Source organism: Brasilonema angustatum (assembly GCF_059505445.1).
On the sequence record NZ_JCACKO010000017.1, the window covers coordinates 23703 to 41688 of the forward strand.

12 protein-coding genes and 1 CRISPR repeat array are annotated in these 17986 nt (G+C 42.7%); of the genes, 6 read left to right on the top strand and 6 right to left on the bottom strand.

Annotation, left to right across the window (positions count from 1 at the left end; translation table 11 throughout):
* Window positions 1–206: 206 nt before the first annotated feature.
* The gene (katG, locus tag AC5JM2_RS04270; protein WP_495833672.1) at window positions 207–2489 is read right to left on the bottom strand and encodes a catalase/peroxidase HPI; all 2283 of its coding nucleotides are present in this window, start codon (window positions 2487–2489) and stop codon (window positions 207–209) included.
* 403 nt (window positions 2490–2892) lie between these two features.
* Window positions 2893–3516, bottom strand: coding sequence for a class I SAM-dependent methyltransferase (locus AC5JM2_RS04275; protein ID WP_495833673.1), 624 nt, complete (start codon window positions 3514–3516; stop codon window positions 2893–2895).
* A 93-nt stretch (window positions 3517–3609) separates the two neighbouring features.
* Between AC5JM2_RS04275 and hemH the strand changes: the two genes are divergently transcribed.
* The 5 genes from hemH to AC5JM2_RS04300 all read left to right on the top strand — a co-directional run bounded on the left by hemH (window position 3610) and on the right by AC5JM2_RS04300 (window position 9801).
* Window positions 3610–4773 (top strand): ferrochelatase, encoded by a 1164-nt coding sequence (gene hemH, locus AC5JM2_RS04280; RefSeq protein ID WP_495833674.1) that lies wholly within the window; start codon window positions 3610–3612, stop codon window positions 4771–4773.
* Between the two features lie 179 nt (window positions 4774–4952).
* Window positions 4953–5423 carry a hypothetical protein gene (locus tag AC5JM2_RS04285; RefSeq protein ID WP_495833675.1) on the top strand — a complete coding sequence of 157 codons (471 nt, stop codon included), beginning with the start codon at window positions 4953–4955 and terminating at the stop codon, window positions 5421–5423.
* Window positions 5424–5677: 254 nt separating this feature from the next.
* Window positions 5678–7116: a CRISPR direct-repeat array (repeat unit 37 nt; unit sequence GTTGAAATTCTCTATTCCCCGTTAAGGGGATTGAAAC).
* Window positions 7117–7264: 148 nt separating this feature from the next.
* Window positions 7265–8788: an FAD-dependent oxidoreductase gene (locus tag AC5JM2_RS04290; protein ID WP_495833704.1), complete on the top strand. Its 1524-nt coding sequence runs from the start codon at window positions 7265–7267 to the stop codon at window positions 8786–8788.
* A gap of 312 nt (window positions 8789–9100) precedes the next feature.
* A complete protein-coding gene (locus tag AC5JM2_RS04295; RefSeq protein WP_495833676.1) occupies window positions 9101–9403 on the top strand; it encodes a PASTA domain-containing protein in 303 nt (100 codons plus the stop codon).
* Complete coding sequence (locus AC5JM2_RS04300) at window positions 9400–9801, top strand: hypothetical protein (protein ID WP_495833677.1); 402 nt, start codon at window positions 9400–9402, stop codon at window positions 9799–9801. Before AC5JM2_RS04295 ends, AC5JM2_RS04300 begins: the two co-directional genes overlap by 4 nt.
* 122 nt (window positions 9802–9923) lie before the next feature.
* Here AC5JM2_RS04300 and purB read toward each other — a convergent pair whose 3' ends face one another.
* From purB to AC5JM2_RS04320, 4 genes are all read right to left on the bottom strand, one after another.
* Window positions 9924–11219, bottom strand: a complete 1296-nt coding sequence (gene purB / locus AC5JM2_RS04305) for an adenylosuccinate lyase (protein ID WP_495833678.1) — start codon at window positions 11217–11219, stop codon at window positions 9924–9926.
* Between the two features lie 561 nt (window positions 11220–11780).
* Window positions 11781–11903, bottom strand: coding sequence for a hypothetical protein (locus AC5JM2_RS04310; RefSeq protein ID WP_495833679.1), 123 nt, complete (start codon window positions 11901–11903; stop codon window positions 11781–11783).
* A gap of 14 nt (window positions 11904–11917) precedes the next feature.
* Window positions 11918–12880 (bottom strand): YihY/virulence factor BrkB family protein, encoded by a 963-nt coding sequence (locus AC5JM2_RS04315; RefSeq protein WP_495833680.1) that lies wholly within the window; start codon window positions 12878–12880, stop codon window positions 11918–11920.
* A 314-nt stretch (window positions 12881–13194) separates the two neighbouring features.
* The gene (locus tag AC5JM2_RS04320; protein ID WP_495833681.1) at window positions 13195–15894 is read right to left on the bottom strand and encodes an MHYT domain-containing protein; all 2700 of its coding nucleotides are present in this window, start codon (window positions 15892–15894) and stop codon (window positions 13195–13197) included.
* 472 nt (window positions 15895–16366) lie between these two features.
* Here AC5JM2_RS04320 and AC5JM2_RS04325 point away from each other — a divergent pair, with 472 nt between their 5' ends.
* A complete protein-coding gene (locus tag AC5JM2_RS04325) occupies window positions 16367–17836 on the top strand; it encodes a protein kinase domain-containing protein (protein WP_495833682.1) in 1470 nt (489 codons plus the stop codon).
* The last annotated feature ends 150 nt before the right edge of the window (window positions 17837–17986 follow it).

Here is a 17986-nt window from a genome sequence, read left to right on the forward strand (position 1 = left end):
ACTCATCCCCCGCCTTATATCCCGACGCTAAACGGAGTACCGTTATAGCGCGGGGCTTACGGCGAAGAAGCTAAAAATAAGCTGTGACGCTGCACTAGTGCTTGACCAAAGAAACTTTGCTGGGTGAAAAATTTTGGAATGCTTACTCTTAAAGAGTTTTACAAAAAATATACCTAGCAAAGTTAGCTTGGTGGACTACTAGTCTGTTAAGCGTGAACGTCGAAGCGATCAAGCATCATCACTTTGTTCCAGACCGCGGCGAAGTCCTTGACCATACGCTCGTGACCGTCATCAGCGCCATAGACTTCAGTAATTTGACGAAGCTCCGCGTTCGAGCCGAAGATGAGATCGCAACGTGTTGCGGTGAACTTCGTTTCGCCCGTTTTGCGATCGCAGATGTTAAAAAGCATCTCGCGATTGTCTATCGGCTTCCACTCATAGTCCATACTGGTCAGGACACGGAAAAAGTCATTGGTCAAAACACCGGGTCGATCAGTGAAGCTACCGTGCTTTGAATAGTCCCAATTCTGATCGAGGGCGCGAAGTCCGCCGACCAGAACCGTCCACTCAGGCGCAGTCAGCGTCAGGAGCTGTGCCCGATCGAGGAAGAGCCGCTCCGGTTTCACTTTATAGCCGACCGCCTCATTGTGATAATTTCTGAAACCGTCCGAAACTGGCTTCAGCCATTCAAACATTTCAACATCTGTCAGTTCCTGAGTCGTATCCATCCGACCCGGAGTAAACGGGACGGTAACAGAAACCCCAGCGTCTTGCGCGGCCTTCTCGACCGCAGCACAGCCACCGAGGACGATCAGATCCGCGAGCGAGATTTTTTTGCTGCCCGACTGAGCACCGTTAAAGTCCGCCTGAATTCGCTCAAGGGTCGATAGGACCTCGCCGAGCTCCTGCGGGCGGTTAATTTCCCAGTTTTTCTGGGGATTGAGGCGAACGCGCGCCCCGTTTGCGCCGCCGCGCTTGTCGGAATGGCGGTGGATCGATGCTGATGCCCAAGCGGCTGACACAAGCGCCGAAACAGAGATCCCACTCGCTAAAATCTTATCCTTGAGAGAATTGATATCGGCGACATCAACCACCTCGTGATCCAGTGCCGGAATTGGATCTTGCCAGATCAGATCTTCCTCTGGGATTTCCGGACCAATATAGCGCGTTTTCGGCCCCATGTCTCGATGGATCAGCTTATACCAGGCGCGCGCGAACGCATCGCTGAAGTAATCGAAGTCATCCAAGAAGTGCTGACAGATCTCGTGATAGATCGGATCGACCTTCAACGCAATGTCCGAAGTCATCATCATCAACGGGTGCTCGACGCCCGGTTGATGGGCATCCGGTGTCTTTGGCGCATCAGGATTGCTCGGCTTCCACTGAATGGCATCTGTTGGACTCTTTGTCTGTTCCCAGTCGTACTTAAAAAGATTGGTGAGGTAACTGTTGTCCCACTGGGTTGGGTTTGGAGTCCATGATCCTTCGATCCCGTTTGTCATCGTATATTGGGCAAACCCAGTGCCTTCAGGGTTCTGCCACCCCAAGCCCATAGCCTGAATCGGCGCAGCTTCCGGCGCTGGACCGATCTTGTCCGGCGAGACCATGCCGTGACTTTTGCCAAAGGCATGACCACCTGCAATGAGCGCGACAGTTTCTTCGTCATTCATGCCCATACGCGCAAACGTCTCGCGAATGTCTCGCGCTGAGCCATGGGGGTCGCCTTCGGCGTTGGGACCTTCTGGATTGACGTAAATTAGCGCCTGGTGCGAAGCTGCTAGCGGGTTCTCAAGGTCGTAGTATTCCTCGTTCGGCTTCCCAACCCACCGAATCGTGCGAGTGACCATCTCGTCAGGATGACCAGGGTATTCCTTGATATCGTCAACCGGATCGCCGTTCCAGAACTCCGGCCCCCAGTATGTCGCGCGATCTGCCTCCCAGGCATCAATGCGACCGCCACCAAAACCGAAGGTCTTAAACCCCATGATTTCGAGTGCGCAGTTGCCAGTCAGAGTCATCAGATCGGCCCAGCTTAGTGCCGCGCCATATTTCTGCTTGATTGGCCAGAGCAGCCGTCGTGATTTATCTGTGTTCCCATTGTCCCACCACGAATTGATGGGTGCGAAGCGTTGCATGCCCTGAGACGCTCCGCCACGACCATCTGCGATCCGGTAGGTGCCTGCGGCGTGCCACGCCATGCGAATCATCTGAGGCCCATAATTACCATAGTCGGCTGGCCACCAGTCTTTTGAATCCGTCAGCAGCGCTTTGATATCGCTCTTCAACTGTTCAAAATCAATCTTCTCGAAAGCGCCCTTGTAATCAAAATCTCGCAGCGGGTTTGCCTGGGGCAAATTTTGGTGAAGTAGCTCGACCTGAAGTCGGTTCGGCCACCAATCATCAGTTTGCGGCTTGGAACCGAGCGCGCCGCCAATCCGGGTTCCACGGAAGGGACATTGTGCAGGAGTGGTAGGAGGGTTGTTATTCATAAAGTCCAGTCCCTTCTAGAGGTCTATTTTTGTCCAGAGGTCTATTTGCCTAGCTTGCTTACTTTTTTTACTGCTTCGCTCAACATCTAGGTTATCATCATTTTATCCCTTACACCCCCACATCCTTACCTGACAAGTGTAGGTTTTTTACACTTAGATCTGGAATGGGGTGAAACCGGGTAGACACGGGGGGAAAGAGGACAAGGAAAAAACATAATTTCTATGTATATATACTGTTTTTTCATCATCTGGGCGTAAAAAAACTTCCTTGTCTACTTTCCTTGCTTGTCCTCCAAGTCTTGCCAACACCCAAAAGTAAAAAACCTACACCTGTGAGCACAACCTTACAACGCCCGAAGGGCACTGGCTCCCCTTACACCCCTATCCCCCAACACCCCTCATCTCATTTCTTCGCCTGTATCACCTGCAAACTCCCACCTGCATACAACTTCGGTTCACTAACTTCAAACCCAATCTCTGTTAATAACGCAGGTAAATCAGTTTTCAACAATTGCCAAGCCGTGTGTGTTTCAAACAACAACAAAAATACCCACACTCCAGGCAGAAATAAGGGATTGGTAGGATTGTGAAAATCCACGAGTGTAAACACGCCTCCTGGCTTCAAGACTCTGTTTACTTCTTGGAGAATCTGCCGCAGTTGTTGTTGCTCCATTTCATGCAGTGCTACGCTTGTATGCACCACATCAAACTCATTATCTGCAAATGGCATATCTTCCGCGAAAGCTTCCACATATTTAGCTTGGGGAACATTTTGCTGTGCCCGTTTTAGGGATAATGGGGAAGCATCTAAACCTGTTACATTTTGTGACAATTTCACTAAAAACTGTGTGACTTGACCACTACCACAACATAAATCTAGAACTTTCGTATCTTTTGAAATTGTTAATCCTTGCAAAGCTAATTGCCTCAAACGCCCCTCACCGCCTACACTCAGAGCCGCTAAACCAGATATGCCATCGTAGAGCCATTGGTAGCGGTAACTCCAATCCCTCAAAATTGTAGCCACAACCTTTCCCCTTATTGTTAACTTGGATATTTATTCAGGATATATTGTTAACATTAGTAAAAAAGATGAAAAGATTGGGGGATTTTAATAGCTATGGGTCGCGTAGGCGTGTTATTACTCAATCTCGGTGGTCCTGACAAATTAGAAGATGTTAGGCCATTTCTCTATAACCTATTTTCTGATCCCGAAATTATTCGCCTACCGTTTACCTGGTTGCAGAAACCCCTAGCTTGGTGGATTTCCTCAAGGCGTGTTCAAAAATCTCAAGAGAATTACAAGCAAATTGGCGGCGGTTCACCGTTACGACGGATAACCGAAGCTCAAGGAGAAGCCTTGAGAGAACAGTTGGGTGGCTTGGGACAGGACGCTAGTGTTTACGTGGGTATGCGTTACTGGCATCCTTACACCGAAGAGGCGATCGCCAAAATTACCCAAGATAACATTGATCGCCTTGTCATCTTACCCTTGTATCCGCAATTCTCTATCAGTACTAGTGGTTCAAGCTTCCGGCTTTTAGACAAAATTTGGCAAGAAAACCCAAAACTTCAGCTGATTGATTACACCGTCATTCCTTCTTGGTACAAATCTACAGGCTACCTGCAAGCAATGGCGCAGCTGATCGATCAGGAAATAGAACAGTGTCCCAATCCTGATGAAGCTCAAATTTTCTTCAGCGCCCACGGCGTTCCAAAAAGTTACGTTGACGAAGCAGGCGATCCTTACCAGCAAGAAATTGAGGAATGCACTCATCTGATTATGCAAACCCTCAATCGACCAAACTCTCATGTCTTAGCTTACCAAAGCCGCGTTGGTCCGGTGGAATGGCTGCAACCCTATACAGAAGAAGCAATCCCGGAACTAGGGGAAAAAGGTGTCAAAGATTTGGTTGTCGTACCCATCAGTTTTGTCTCAGAACACATCGAGACATTACAAGAGATTGATATTGAGTATCGCGAACTTGCAGAAGAATCCGGAATTCACAACTTCCGTCGCGTACCTGCACTCAACACACATCCGGTGTTTATCAAAGCACTAGCTGATTTGGTGATTGATGCATTAAAAGCCCCCAGTCTGAAGTTCTCCCAAGCCAGCCAATGGAAGAAGAAGGTGAGAATTTACCCGCCAGAAGGTTGGGAGTGGGGTATGACAAGTAGTGCAGAAGTTTGGAATGGTCGTATTGCCATGTTAGGCTTCATAGCATTAATTATCGAACTCGTTACAGGTCGCGGTCTACTGCACATGGTTGGGCTATTGTAGTCAAGTCGCTGTGCAATTTTTCGTGATTCGTCATTAACTTAGTTAGTAGCTAATGAAATATAAGATAAGACCTCACTTTCAATCCCTCTCCTTGATAAGGAGAGGGAAGCAGGAGGCAGGGTGAGGTTTTATATTAAATTTGACCCACTTACCTGACGAATCACGAATTCTTTAACCTTATGTGGTGGAAACACAACTATATTACTTTTATCTTGCTTTTATTAGTCACTAGCCTGACGACACTTTATTTATGGTTTCCTGTCGATGATTCTAATTGCAACATCAAAGCAGTTTTGAGACCAAGATTCGGAAAATACGATGTGTATGCTACCAAAGTCGTTGTTCAGCCGTGGCTTGGTGAACATCATGTTTATGGAATCTTTGAAGTACCAGATAAATACAAGGAAGCCCCATTTTTTGTTTTAACTGTAAAAGGTGCTGGCAGCAACTGTGAAAAGCCATTTGGCACGTTACAAGAAGTTGATGGCATTTTTGCTGAACCAGGTACGCATTTGATCCGGGACTACATTAGAACTCGAACGGCTTTCAGGTTAATTCTTCAGGGTATGTACAATGAATTAAAAGATCCACAAAGCTGGAAATTGACTTATCCACGTAATATTACTCCTAATAAAACCTCAGAATTTTGAAAGACTGCGCGGATGGGTAGCTGTTTGAAAAGCCAATAGGAAATTTGCGGCTCAAAAGCTTATCAGTTCTGAGTTTGGGAGTTTTTTGATAAAATTTGATCCGCGCGATCGCTAGAATCTTTACCAGGAGTAAGTTTGAGGCTGTTTTGAAATTGGCACTACTTGACGTCGGATCGCTGAAATGCTACTTTTGTTATACATCCGCGCAACCGCACCTCGAAAACTAAATAGGTCATGGGTTTTATATGACCGCAGTTGAAATTCTCTATTCCCCGTTAAGGGGATTGAAACTTCATCTTCTCTCCTTTTTCGGTCGTAGTAATCTGGTTGAAATTCTCTATTCCCCGTTAAGGGGATTGAAACATGTTTCCAGAAGTCGCTTCAACAAAAAAAGCACGTTGAAATTCTCTATTCCCCGTTAAGGGGATTGAAACCCAACGGCTCGAACCCCTAACCCTGCCGCCATTCGTTGAAATTCTCTATTCCCCGTTAAGGGGATTGAAACCAAAAACATAGCATCTAACTTGGGTGACACTTCAGTTGAAATTCTCTATTCCCCGTTAAGGGGATTGAAACGCTGCTGTACGAAACTCTGGAAGAAGAACTCATTAGGTTGAAATTCTCTATTCCCCGTTAAGGGGATTGAAACAAGAATCTTCGAGTCTGAAGCATTAACAACCGCTTGCAGTTGAAATTCTCTATTCCCCGTTAAGGGGATTGAAACACAGTACTAATCAAGTTGGACGAATTAATCATAGCGTTGAAATTCTCTATTCCCCGTTAAGGGGATTGAAACGTGAACTTGCATGAAAGGACGGCGCAAACGGCTTAGTTGAAATTCTCTATTCCCCGTTAAGGGGATTGAAACAGGAGATCCGGAAACATAGCTCGGTGAGACACTAATTGTGTTGAAATTCTCTATTCCCCGTTAAGGGGATTGAAACCTGAATCAGCTTTTCTAAATGTGATGGAAGGCAAGCAAGTTGAAATTCTCTATTCCCCGTTAAGGGGATTGAAACAATATCTTCTAAAATTGCAATTCCGCCCACGTTGTCGTGTTGAAATTCTCTATTCCCCGTTAAGGGGATTGAAACTAGCTTTCAATACTCCTAAAGATGATGCGATCGCTTCTAAGGTAGTTGAAATTCTCTATTCCCCGTTAAGGGGATTGAAACTTCATTAACAGGGAATACACATAATTTTTCTTTAAGTTGAAATTCTCTATTCCACGTTAAGGGGATTGAAACATACTAACGTCACCTCCTATTTGGCTTCCATTAATAGTTGAAATTCTCTATTCCCCGTTAAGGGGATTGAAACAGATATTAATACATGAGTGATTTTAGGGATGAAATCCGTCAAAGTTGAAATTCTCTATTCCCCGTTAAGGGGATTGAAACCTGCTGCCATTGTTATCTCCTAATTGGGACAAAGGTTGAAATTCTCTATTCCCCGTTAAGGGGATTGAAACACAACTAGTGATAGTGCCCAGCAAATTGCGGCTAGATTGAGGTTGAAATTCTCTATTCCCCGTTAAGGGGATTGAAACGGATGTGCATAATAATATAAGTCTCTGACCTCATGTTGAAATTCTCTATTCCCCGTTAAGGGGATTGAAACTACCAAGCATGAGTGGTTCATAATAATCTTTTGCTTGTTGAAATTCTCTATTCCCCGTTAAGGGGATTAAAACAATAGAACATCAGGATATGGCTTGTACAAGGATTCGCAAGTTGAAATCACCCACTTCCCCGCAAGGGAATTAAAACCAAAGTAAGAGTTAAAGCGAGATATATTATCTAATATTGAAAATAATCGCAGATGCCAACACGAACATTAATATGCTTACCGATACTCGTGCAGCAGAGAAAACCAATCATTCTCGCCAAAATGTATTGATTGTTGGGGGAGGCCCAGCAGGACTTGCCACAGCATTAATGCTAGCCAAACGTGGTTGGACAAATATTACAGTTTTGGAAAAACGCGCCACTGCTGATTACTATGAACCCGATAAATCATTCAATTATCTCATTGATGGTCGGGGTCAAAAATTTACTGACTTCCTTGGAATGACTGACAAGCTAGTAGAAATTAGTGTTCCAAATACAGAATTTTATCTCACAGAAATCAAAGCCAACGGAAGCAAAAAAACATTTAAATTACCTTTTGTAGATCCAAAGCAAAAAACAGCTTACTGGATTCCCCGAAGGGCATTTGTTCTTTTGCTATATCAAGAAATTGAACGTAATTGGCAAGACAAGATCACTGTACTGTTTAATACAACATGTGTTGAAATCAATAAGATAGCCCAAGAAAACGCAGAGGGTGAACAGCTTGAAGTTGTTTCCCAAACACAGAACGGTAGTGTTGCCAAATTTGAGCCTCAGCTTCTGGTTGGTTGTGATGGCATTTACTCCATTGTCCGAAACACTTTGAAAGAGTGGGACAAACCTACATCAGATAGATTTGAGATGAAGTGTTTTCCTTCGCCTAGCTCAAATTTGAGGTATAAAGTCTTAAGTTTACCTCCAAATTTTCCGTTAGATAAGAGTGGTGAGGAACACGCTGTATGTACTATGTCATATGCAGTTCGTAGCGCTTTCCGAGACCGCAGGCGAACACTGTCCCTTGGTTTATTACCAATTAAAAATCCAAATGAATTTCGTAGTGCAAATATCATTAGACTACCAAATCATGAGATATGGGAATTAAAAAATAGTGAACAGGTGTATAACTTTTTTGAGCAAGCCTTTCCACAATTGCCCATACACCAAATAGTTTCGCCTGAAGAAGCTGCTCGATTTGCTTCCAGTGAAGGCGGTTACTTTCCTCCTCCTCAATATTGTTCTGGATTGCACTTCGAGTTAACACACAAACAAGCAAATCAAGGAATAGGCGATCGTTCTTCTACCGTTGGGGTAGTCTTGTTAGGGGACACTATCCATTGCTTTCCTCCAGACATCGGACAAGGAGTCAATTCTGCATTAGAAGATGTGTGTGTCCTCAACGAAGCACTTTCTAAAAATGATGATGACATCTCTAGTGCTCTGCCTTTGTACGAATCCTTACGGTTTGCTGATGTCAAAGCTTTGATACGTCTTGCCCAAATTGCTTTTCCTTGGCAGTATAACCAAGCTCCCCTTCGCACAAAGCTATGGAATATCAACACTTTGCTGCGATTTTTACTCAATCGACTGCTACCCCAAATATTTAGTCCTCCAGCCTTCTTTCTGATTAGAAATCATCAACTTTCTTACCAGGAAATCTTAGTTAAGGCTCAACGTACTACCCAAATTCTATATATACTCGGTTTGATAGTGATAAGTGGATTTTTAGCTTCAGTTTTCAGATTAGTTCAAATCTAATAAGTCAACTTGCTGGCTATTGAATTGTGAGTGAAAAATACCTGTTTATTCATGCAATCTGCGCTCCGGGCAGAGCGCGTAAGCGCAAGCGTGTCCCTTTGGGACTTACGCGCAGCGTCTCGTAGAGAAGCTATCGCCCATCACCAATTATTTTCAAGTCCTGCTCAATTCGATCCAAAAGTTGAAATTATCCACTTAAGCGCAAGGGGATTAACACTGCATGGTCAGAGGAAACACAAGTAATTGTATCTCTGATGTGTAATACTCAATGAACAAAACAAATATTACAAAACGAATTGTGCTTTCTCACTGATGAATCTAGCCGCCCAGCAGCTTACTAATTTAACAGGAAAAACTAGGTTAGAAGCAAGAACAATACTCATCTCTCAAGGCTTTGAATTTAAAACCTCCACAACAGGCGGATATGAAACTTATGAGCATCCAGATGGCAGTGTAATTCATATTAGACCAAATGGAGAAATTGTCCGTAGCGGACCAAAGATTAAAGGTAATAATAGAAAATATTACCGTCGTAGGTACGATCAATTTGGTAGCCAAATACAATTTATCCCTGGAGCAAATACACATAGTACCGGAGAAATTGTGATTCCATGACTATAAGCATTGCCCAAAATATAACAACCTTTTTGGAAGATTTGAAAAGCGCTGATCTCATTGGAATTTCCTTACTTCCTCAAAATTTTGGATTGCGCCTTGAGTTTACCTTTGGTCCCGAATCTGGTGATGCGAAGATTGAACTTTATCGAATCGTTCACCTTGTGATTTCTCAGCCTCTAAATACAGATGATGAAGATTTTTGCTTTTGGGTAGGGGAAGTGGAACTCAAGAAAATCGAGGAAGGCGGAAGTCAAATTTTATCAGCCTTGTCTTACCCATTTAAGGATTCAAAGGGAAGCATTGAGACAGATTCATCACTCATTTATTTTCGTTTGGAAGGAGATATCTGTGTAGAAGTCGTCTGTGGCAATTATAAAATATTTCAGGAAATTTAACAGTAAACAGTTATCAGTTATCAGTGAACAGTTATCAGTTATCAGTTATCAGGTAGGAAACGGACTCGTCCACCCCTTGTTCACTGTTTACTGTTCACTGTTCACTGTTCACTGTTTTAAAACTAAATTCCCAGCCGTTGATAAACCTCCTCTAAATGTTTTAAATGCTGCTGTGCATCAAAACACTCTTCAATTTCTGCTGACGATAATTTTTCGGTAACGCGAGAGTCTTTGACAATCAACTCATGAAAATCACCGTCTGGTTTGTTCCAAGCGGTGTGAGCGTTTTGCTGCACAATTGCGTAAGCATCTTCACGGCTCATTCCTTTGTCTACCAGTGCTAATAGCACCCTCTGGCTGAATACCACGCCACCATAACAGTACATATTCCGTTCCATGTTGTCTGGATAAACCAGTAGGTTTTTCACCAACTCGGTGATTTCTTTCAACATAAAGTGAGTCAAAATGCAAGAGTCGGGAAGAATCACTCGTTCTGCCGAACTATGGGAAATATCTCTCTCATGCCATAATGCGATATTTTCCAGGGCAACACCAGCATGAGAGCGAACTAATCTTGCCATTCCTGTGAGTCTTTCTGAACGAATGGGGTTGCGTTTGTGGGGCATGGCTGAGGAGCCTTTTTGCCCTTTGGAGAAGAATTCTTCGACTTCTAGAACGTCTGTTTTTTGTAAGTTGCGAATTTCGACGGCGAAGCGTTCTATGGATGCGGCAAGCATTGCTAGTTGCTGCACAAAGTCGGCGTGGCGATCGCGCGATATCACCTGTGTCGATGCTGTATCCGGTTTGAGTCCGAGTTTTTCGCAGGCGATCGCCTCCACCCGAGGTTCAATATTGGCATAAGTTCCCACTGCACCAGACATCTTACCCACAGCGATTGTTTCACGCAAAATTTTCAAACGTTCTTGGTGTCGCAACACTTCTGCTAACCACCCAGCCAACTTAAAACCAAAAGTGATAGGTTCAGCGTGAATACCGTGGGAACGTCCAATCATCACCGTGGTGCGATGTTCCTTAGCCTTTTGACGAATAACCTCAATCAAATCTTCTAGGCGTTGCATCAACACATCCAGACTAGCAACAAGTTGCAGTGCCAAAGCCGTATCCAGCACATCAGAACTCGTTAAACCCAAGTGGATGTAACGCCCCACCTCACCAACATATTCATTGACATTTGTCAAGAAAGCAACCACATCGTGGCGGACTTCAGCTTCAATTTCCAGCACCCGCTTTGGATCAAAATTCGCCTTTGCCTTAATCTCCTCAACCGCTGTAGTTGGAATATAACCCAACTCAGCTTGAGCCTCACAAACAGCAATTTCTACTTGCAGCCAAGTTTTTAGCTTATATGCTTCTGTCCAGAGATTGCCCATCTCGGGCAAGGTATAACGCTCAATCACAGTCCGCCACTTAGTACAACCGTCATATTGTACAAAGAACGCGGGAACTCATAAAGAGTATGTAGCAGACTTTAATCAAAAGTTTGCTCTTACTTTGAAGAAACACAGGGGTGTAGGGGTGTAAGGGCACTCATAAGATTGACTTGTTTAATGTGTACACTATCACATTTTAAAGTATATATCACTAGACTGCAGTGTTATTATTTACCTATAAAAAAATACAAGCTGGTATTTGTAGAATAATTTATGCGTAGAGTATAATTCCAACAATTCAGAGTTCTCTTATTTCTAAGTATAAAAATTATCTTTTTTGATTCTATTCCTTCTGGATGTGGGTATATTGTTAGTCTATCAGGCAAAATAAAACTACTATGCTTCTCCAGCATTTCTCTTCTCAATTACGACTAAAGCCTCTAGAGAAAACTAGAGGTTTTTTTTAAGTTTTTTTGTCGTTACTTGATAAATAGTTATACCTAAAAAAAATAACATATAATTTGAGAAGATTGCTTCCTTTCAGTACATTTTGGTCGTTGCGTACATCTTACGTTTAATTTTATTGCTCTACTTTAGTTGGAAAATTTGTGAACCAAGATGATTCAACTCTTGGCTCAACTTACCCCATAAGTAATTACTTTGTTGACTGACTACGACTTGCGGGTTAAATGCACTATCTGTCACAAACATTTTTGGAATTGCTATTAGTTAGAGTCATCATCAGAGCGTTTTCTCTTTTGTGTTCGTTCATTCCTATTTTTTGGTTTCATCCCTTGATTAAGGCGAGCATCTTCTGTCAGAGGAATGGCATGTTTATCGGGGATAATGCGGGAACCATACTTTCTCGCATAAACCTGGGTAAACTCGGCACCAAAAAAGAGAATCTGGGCAGCATAATTAACCCAAGCCAAGATAATTACCACAGAGCCAGCAGCACCGTAGGCTGATCCAAAACTGCCGTTACCCAGATACTGTCCCAAAAGATACCTGCCAATAGAAAACAAAAATGCGGTGAGCGCAGCTCCGGTTAAAACATCACTCCAAGTAATTTTAACATCTGGCAGTACTTTGAAAATTAGCCCAAATAGTAATGTGGTGATGGCAAAACCAATGATGAAGTTGAGAAACTGCCAGATAAAATCGACACCAGGTACGACATTTTTAAAGTAACCAACTAGCGCTACTAACACTCCACTAATCACAAGTGACACAAGTAATAAAAAACCAATAACTAATACCATCGCAAACGATGTCACACGTTGGCGAACTATGTTTTTCATAACCCGTCCGGGTTTTGGCTGCACTTCCCAAATCGTATTTAGGGCATCTTGCAACTCGGTAAATAAACCAGTAGCACCAAACAGCAGGACGACAACGCTGATAATGGAAGCGATAGTTCCCGCTTTCGGCTGGCTGGCATTTTGAATGGCTGTCTGGATAACTTGTGCGCTAGGTTTACCGACTAAACCTTGAAGTTGCTCTACAATTGCGCCCTGTGCCGCTGCTTCTCCAAATACCGCACCGGCGATCGCAATGACAATAATCAGTAATGGGGCAATAGAAAAAATAGTGTAATAAGAGAGTGCTGCGGCTAAACGTGACGCTTTATCCTTACTCCATTCTTGGAATGTCTCTTGGAACAGTTCTACAACTGCCTTTAAATTCATCAAAATATCTCCTTTTGGGGTGATGTACTGACCAGCCCAGGCGAGCAGTACTAAAAATATTATATGTATTGCATCTTTCCCACTGACTTCTTTTGACTGACACGTGAGTTCTTTTGTTAAAAATTGCTTTCAAGAAACACGCTTAACAGGGAACGCTTAACGCTTAACGCTTAACAGGGAAAAAGGTGTTTGTTTCATTCATAACGGGTGGCGCGCCGCTAGTCGGTTGCTCCTAATCTAGTCGGTTGCTCCTAATAAAGTTATCAGTAAACGTTCTTACACATATGTCTGATTAATTTTAGATTCAATGAGTATCATGTGCTTAACCCTGTTTTAAAGATACCGACTGAATCCTGTAATTCTAGCGCTACTTCTTGTGTTTGCTGCAGAGAATGAGACACTATACCAGACGAATCGGCAGTACGTTCACAAGCTTCAGCAACCTCTTTTATGGACGACACAACTGTTTGAGATGTTTTTGTCTGAGAAACTGTTTCTGTAAGAATTAACTCTAAGCAAGAATCAATCTGGCGGGACACGTCTATAATCTGATTGAGATTATACTTGGCATTTTCAACAACTTTTACTCCACCCACCATCTGAGTTGTTCCTTGTTCTATGCCTCTGACAACTTCCCTGGTTTGCGATTGAATGTTGTCGAAAATTTGTGAAATTTCTTTGGTTACTTCAGCAGACTTCGCAACCAATTGAGAAATTTCTTCTGCTAATTTGATAAAGATTGGATTTCCACCCATCCACGCAGCCTCAACACCAGCATTGACAGCTAACAAGTTGACTTGCATATCAATTTGCTTCATCAAGGATACAAAGGAGGAAATTTTTTGAGAAGTTTCGCCCACACACTTGACTCTGTTCGCAGTTTCCACAACAATTTGTTGTAAATTCCAAATAGTATCGAGCGTAAAATCCATTGCTTTACCAGCCGTCTGTGCTTTATCAGAAGTCGCTTCAATAACTTCTGTCGCTTGGTGAGCAATCTGTGCGACTGTTTGGATCGACACACTCATGTTATCCATTTCTTCAAGACTGTGGTTAATTTCGTTAACCTGTATGAGTGCTTCATCTGCTAAGTGTTGGATAGCACTAGAGTTTGGCTCCATAGCAACACTCAGTTGGTCAGCAGCTGTTTTGACTTGAGTTACAATCCGCTGGAAACTGTCGATAATAGTATTTAAAAAATCAGCCACTACACCAATTTCACCAACTGAAATTTTAGCTCGAACTGTTAAATCACCATGAGTTGCTTCTTTAACATCACCAATAAGTTCTAAAAGCTGCCTTTGAAGAACTTCTTTAGTCTGCCGAAATCCTTCTTCCGCTTGCTTGCGTAAAGTAATGTCAGATAGCACTCCAATAAAATTTGTGACGCGTCCAAATGCGTCTCGTACTGGAGAAACTGTTAATTCACACCAAAATGGGGTGCTATCTTTGCGGTAACTCCTGACAATAATTTGGTATTCACTCGAGTCACGCATAGCGTCGCGTATTTGTTCAACAGTCGTTTGATTTGTGTCGGTTCCCAGTAAAAAGCGGTAGTTGCATCCAAGCACATCTTCTTGTGAATAACCTGTGATTGTTTCAAAAGCGGGGTTGCAAAAAATGATCGGATTGTCGCTTTGGTGCGAGTCGGTAATAAAGATGGCGTTACTAGCAGCTGCAATTGCTCGATCACGAAGCAGCAATACTTTTTGTGCCTGTTGAAGTTCATCAAAAAGACTGGCTTGTTCTAAGGCAATTCCAACTTGAATTGCGAGTTGTCTAAATAAATCAATTTCAGACTTTTGCCATTTTCGAGGTCTTAAGCATTCATGGGCACATAATAAACCTGTCAGCTGATAATTTTTTAAAATAGGTGCAACTAAATTTGCCTTAATTTGAAAACTTTCTAAAAGATTTTTCTGACTATCTGTAAAATCTGCTTTATAAATGTTGCTAGTGGCTCGAACTCTACCACTTTTGTACATTTCAATCTCATCTTCGCGAAATGAATCATTGACTTTTTGTCCTAAAGTTTTCACCAAACCCTCTGCAACTGACTCCGCGATAATAGTACCACTCCAGTCAGAATTGAAGTGATAAATCACAACACGATCTGTTGTTAATGCTTGACGAATTTCATTAACGGTTGTACCGAAAATATCATCTAATTTGAGCGATCGCCGGATGCCTAGAGTAATTTCTATAAATTGCTGGGAACGTATCGTTTCGACTTCTTGTTGTTCCAAAAGCTTCCCTGAGGCTGCTAAACGCTGATCGACAAACGAAGTTAGCAATGCAAAACCCAAGATAACAACAGTGGCGACACCAATGCCAATAGCCAGCCAACTTAGGGAGTTAGTTATTGCTTGGGAATTCGTAAATACTTGTAAATTGCTGGCTTTAAAATGAGCCGCTGCCATTCCTGTGTAGTGCATCCCAGCAATTGCTACTCCCATGACGACTGCACTGCCAAGCTTTGTCCACCCCACGCTACTCGTCTGCATGCGTAATTGAAACGCAATCCATAGTGCGATGATCGACGCACCAATGGCGATCAGCACAGAAAGCATAAACAGCAGTGGGTTATACTCAGTGGTTGCTTCCATTCGCATCGCGTACATTCCAATGTAGTGCATCGACGCAATACCAATACCCATGAGGGTACCACCAATCAGCAATTGCCAGAGATTCAACACTCGGCGACTGGCAAGAAAAAGTGCGCCAAGCGAGGCAATGATGGCAGGCAGTATTGACACCACCACAGTCCACATGTCGTAGAACATCGGTATCGGCAAACTGAAGGCAAGCATCGCGACAAAATGCATCGACCAGATACCGATTCCCATTACAATCCCGCCGCCAATCAGCCAAGCCATTCTCGCCGATGCCTTGGCTGCCGTGACCCGCCCAGCTAAATCAAGAGCAGTGTATGATGCAAAAACTGCAATGATAATGGAAAACGTTACAAGCCGTGAGTCATGGCTACTACTGATAACTAAATCTTCCTGAAGCATCAGCTTAACCTCAAGGTATATGATGGATTAAATTTTATTTTTTCGTGGTTTGATGCATATAGATTAAGCTTTCCATACCACTAAAAGCATCACTATTTTTGCACTTTTTTTAGAGAATGTCTGCTGACTCATAAAGAAGCGTTATAATTAACTTAAATTACTCTCAAACAAAATAATTTGGCTCGGGATATATAAATTTCTCTGAGTTTTCCTTTTTTCATAATTTTCTTCTTCAATTATTCTCCGTTGACAAAAATTAAATAACTTATTTTGAATTTAAAATCTTGAGTTGATATAAAATTTAATTGTTTCTCAAAGTAGGAATTCCTTGTAATATTCTGCTATTGACAATTTTCTATGAAAATTCTATTAAAATCATTGACAAAACTCAGAAATTGTACATCCTCAATAACTGGATTTGTAAAAATTACGATTTTGTCTTGTCAATCATTTAGAAAACACAAAAATTAATATGAATCAAGAAAAAAGAACGATACCAGCATTACTGAGTGAGCGTTATCATATCATCAGCGTACTTGGATCTGGTGGATTTTGCGACACTTTCTTAGCAGAAGACACCCAAATGCCCTCGGCACGCCGTTGTGTGATTAAACAACTCAAACCAGTCAACGACAGTCCTCTGATTCAAGAACAGATACAAAAGCGATTTCGACGGGAAGCTATCGCTTTAGAGGATCTTGGAGCTGCTAGTCATCAAATTCCCACTCTGTACGCTTACTTTCAGAAGTTTGGACAATTCTATTTAGTACAGGAATGGATCGACGGACAAACCCTGTTTGAGAAAGTCCAACAAAGTGGATGTTTAAGCGAAAGCGAGGTTGTCTCCATTTTGATCTGTTTGTTAGATGTGCTGGAATATGTGCATGACAAAGGTCTCATCCATCGGGATATTAAGCCAGATAACATCATTTTGCGCTCATCAGATCACAAACCAGTGTTGATTGATTTTGGTGCAGTGCGAGAAACGATGGGGACAGTGGTGAGTTCTCAAGGATCTGTCAGCAGTTCAATTATTGTTGGTACAGCGGGTTTTATGCCTAATGAACAAGCAGCAGGGCGTCCAGTTTTTGCCAGTGATCTATATAGTTTAGGACTAACAGCTATTTATTTGCTCACAGGACAATTGCCGCAACAAATGACGACAGACTTATACACTGGGGAGAGTATCTGGCAGCGCGATGGAGTCAGTGCAAGTTTAGCAGCAGTCCTAGATAAAGCAATTCGCAACAATATTAGGGAACGCTATCCCAGCGCTAGAGCAATGATATATGCTTTACAAAGCATAGCAAGTTCTCTTGCATCTGAGCAGGTGGGTAAGCGTACTCAACCACCAACCCAGACTCTTCCTACGACTCTAAGGCCTGCCGCTGAAAACAAAAGACAGAACAGTATATTTATTGGTAGCGTTTTTATGATAGGTGCATTATTCGGTACATCTATAATTATTGGTCTTTTGTTAACAAACTTTCGCCAACCAACAGCGTATAAGAAAGAACCCTCCTCTGGATTAGTCACAAAACCAACTGGATCAGATGCCCCTTTTAGATTATCTCCTTCTGTAAACCCCAGTTCTCAAATGGTACAAATTCTAAAACAACAAAATATAGAGACTGGTGCTTTGCCTAGTTCATTTCATTTTATAGCAGACTCTACCTTCCCAAATTTACAAAATGCTGTCAAGCAAACGAAAATTTTGCAGGCGGCAGGTTATTCTCAAACAGGTGTGTTTTGGATACCAGATTATCCAAATTTGGTTGACAAGCATTTATTTGTTGTTTATGTAACTACTTTTAGTGATCGCTCTAGTTGTTTGAACTTCCTCAGGGATTATGGAAAAGTGAATCCAAACGCATACTGCGCTTTCGCAAGTAAAGATCCAAAAGCACCAACAGCACGGCTATCCTTTAGAGAAATTCAGTAGTTGTGCATGATGGCTGAGTCACTTGCTAGCCCCTAAGGGGCGCTACGCAAACGCCCGGCTGCGCTAACAAAATTAAGAACCCCATCGATAAGAACGTAAAGCAACTGGCGTCCCAGAGAAAAAGGAAGGAGAAATAATTCTGATACAAAC